This is a genomic window from Ideonella azotifigens (assembly GCF_006519715.1).
In the GTDB taxonomy this organism is placed as follows: domain Bacteria; phylum Pseudomonadota; class Gammaproteobacteria; order Burkholderiales; family Burkholderiaceae_C; genus Ideonella; species Ideonella azotifigens.
The window spans coordinates 1-3076 of record NZ_VIDT01000649.1 but is presented as its reverse complement, the minus strand read 5'-3'; the positions used below and the strand labels follow the sequence as shown (position 1 = coordinate 3076).

At 67.2% G+C, this 3076-nt stretch carries 1 protein-coding gene; it reads right to left on the bottom strand.

The genetic code is table 11. From position 1 onward, the window contains the following. A partial coding sequence (locus FKP22_RS25650) for an SDR family NAD(P)-dependent oxidoreductase (protein ID WP_141290604.1) occupies positions 1-3076 on the bottom strand: 3076 nt, incomplete at both ends.

Sequence of the window (3076 nt, the reverse complement as noted above, 5' to 3'; positions counted from 1 at the left end):
GGTGTTCACGGGCCAGGTGGGCAGCCAGACCGCTCAGCGTCGGATGTTCGAAAAAGATCGTCGGCTTCAGGTCGAGCGTGTACTGCTGGTTCAGCGCAGCGCCGAATTCGGCCAGCGAGACCGAATCGAAGCCGTATTCGCTCAAGGCCGTCTCGCCGTCGATGTCCTCGGGCCTGACCTTGATCAGCGCCGAGACCATCGCGACCAATGCGCGCTTCACGCTTTCAGGCAAGTCGTGATCGCTGGCCTGACGGTCCGCCTGGGCGGGTTGAGGCACGGGCGGCAACGGCGCCTGGGATGGCTGGCCCAGCAGCAACTGCCGGATGCGGACGGCCTCACCGGCCACGACCAGGCATTGCGCACCGCCGCTCGCCAGGGCCTGCCGCAAGGCCAGCACGCCGTTTGCGGTGACCAGCGGGTGCAGGCCGAATTGCTGGCCCAGCAGCTTGCGTGTAGCGGCATCGACCTGCATGCCGCCTTCGTCCCACAGCGGCCAGTTCAGCGACAGGGTCTGCCCCCGGCGTTTGCCTTGCGCCACGAGGGCATTGCGATGCTGTGCAAACGCGTCCATGAACGCATTGGCCGCGGCGTAGTCTGCCTGCCCGGCATTGCCCAGCGCGCCGGCAATCGATGAGAAGCAGATGAAGAAGTCCAGCGCCATGTCGCGGCTGGCCTCGTCGAGATGAATCGTGCCGGCCACCTTGGCAGCCAGCACCTCGCGCAATTGCTGCGGCGTCTTCCTGGCGATCAGGCTGTCGCGCAGCACCCCGGCGCTGTGGACGATGCCGTCCAGTCCTTCGAACTCCTCGGGAATGCTGTGCAGCAGCTGTGTCAAGGCCGCGCCGTCGCTGACGTCGACCGCGTGATAGCGCACCACGGCACCCAGCGTTTCCAGCTCGCGAATGCTGGCCTGGATGCCTTCGTTCAATGCCGAACGGCCGGTCAGGATCAGCACCGCGTTCCTGGCGTGGCGAGCGATCTCCCGCGCGAAGATCAGGCCCAGGCCGCCGGCGCCACCGGTGATCAGGTAGACGCCGTGTGGCTTCCATGGCGAGGCGACATCAGCCGCCACCGCAAGTTCCGTCCAAGCAGCGACTTCACGCTCACCGCTGCTGGTGTATCGCACCTGCCGCGCGTTGCTGCCGCAGTTGTCCAGCAAGGCCTGCGCAAGGTCCTGCCCGGGCTGCACACCGATCACCTGACCGGTGATGCGCGGGTTCTCCACTTGCGCCGTGCGCAGCATGCCGCCCAGGCCCACCAGGGCCTGGCCTTCTCCGGTCGCCGGGACGAGCACCTGGATCAGGTGCCTGCCGGGCTGGCCGGTCAGCGCCTGCAGCTGTCCGAGCAACCCGATGGCGGCGGATTCGAAGCGTTGCGCCAGGGCACCGTCATTGGCAGGCGTCAGGCAGACGATGCCGGGCAGACGCTCTGCCAGATCGGTGGCCTCCACGCCGCACAGCAGCACGAGATGCCGAGCGAACGCGTCGCCTGTTGCCGGCGTTGCCGCTTGCGCAGTCCAGCGGGGCTGAAACAGCAAGGTCTGGACCGATGCCTGCGGCGCGACAGCCCGCGGCATCGGCAAGGGCTCGACGCGCGCAACGGTGGCCGTTGCCGAACGCAAGCTGAACCCTCCAAATCGCACACAGACATTGCCCTGCGCATCGCACAGGTCCACGTCCAACCGCTGCACCGCGTCTCCTGCACTGCTCCCAGCACTTCTGCGCACGACCGCCCACATCTCGCCCGTGCACGGCGCCATCGCCTCCAACGTGCCCAGCGCAAACGGCAGCATCAATGTTTCGCTGTCCAGTTGCAGACCCAGCGTCGCTTGCAAGGCCGCGTCCAGCAGGCTGGGGTGCAGTTGGTAGCCGCCCTGCGGCGCCGCATCCGGCAAGCTGATGCGCGCCAGCAACTGGTCCTGCCCGACATGGACTTCGCGCAAGCCCTGGAACGCCGGGCCGTAGTGCAAGCCCAATTGTTCGAAGCGGGCGTAGCACTGCGCAGCATCCAGTTGCGACTGCTGGCACTGCGCGCGCAACGCTTGCAGGTCATGCGCCTGCGCGCTGGCCGGCTGCTGGAGGTGGGCATGGCCCTGGCTGTAGACCCGGGCCTCGCCCTCGCCGTCCTCGCTGTAGATCTCGAAGCTGAGGGACCCGTCGTCTTGCGAATCCAGCGCGATGTGCAGGCTCAGGCCTTCGCTGGCCAGGACCACCGGGCGCATCCACACCACGTCACTCAGCGCCACGACCTCGTGCCCCAGCACATGGCTGGCCGCCGTGCGCGCCATCTCCAGCTGCGCCACGCCGGGCAGCACGCGCTCGCCGCGCACCACGTGGTCGGCCAGGAAGAATTCTTCGCCGCTCAGCTGCGTGCTGAAGCGCAGGCCGTCCACGTCCGAGGTGTTGCGGTGCACCAGCGGGTGCAGGCTGGCCACGGTCGCCACCAGCTGCGTTGGACTGGTCTGCACCCAGTAGCGCTCACGGGCAAACGGATAGGTGGGCAGGCTGATGCGTTGCGGCCGCTTGTCGCCGTACAAGCGACTCCATTGCACCGCCATGCCCCTGACCCACACGTCCAGCAACTTGCCATGCTTGCCCTTGGCAATCCACGCCTCGACCGCCGTGCCAAGGTCCTCGTCCCCGCTCAGCCCCGCCAGCGCGTCCTTGTTGCGCTTGACCTGGCCCCGGTACAGCTCGTCAACGTCGTTGCCTTCGAGGTAGGCCCCCAGTTTTTGGCGGAGCTCATCCGTCGAACTGACGACCAGCCCCAGCCGCTCCTCCATCGCCTCTCGCCCGACCTGCAGCGTGTAGGCCAGGTCGGCAAGGTGGATGGCCGCGTCGGTTTCGATGGCATCGCGCAGTTGCCGGACTTGTTCCTGGAGCCGGTCTTCGCTTCTGGCCGACAGCACGATGAGTGCCGGTCCGCTTTGGGTGTCTTGCGTTTGCGGTGCGCTGTATTCCTCAATCACCACATGCGCATTGGCCCCGCCCGCACCGAACGACGAGATGCCGGCAATGCGTTTGCCCACCCTCTGGATACCGGCCACTTCGCGCACCGGTGCAGGCCAGTCGGCCAG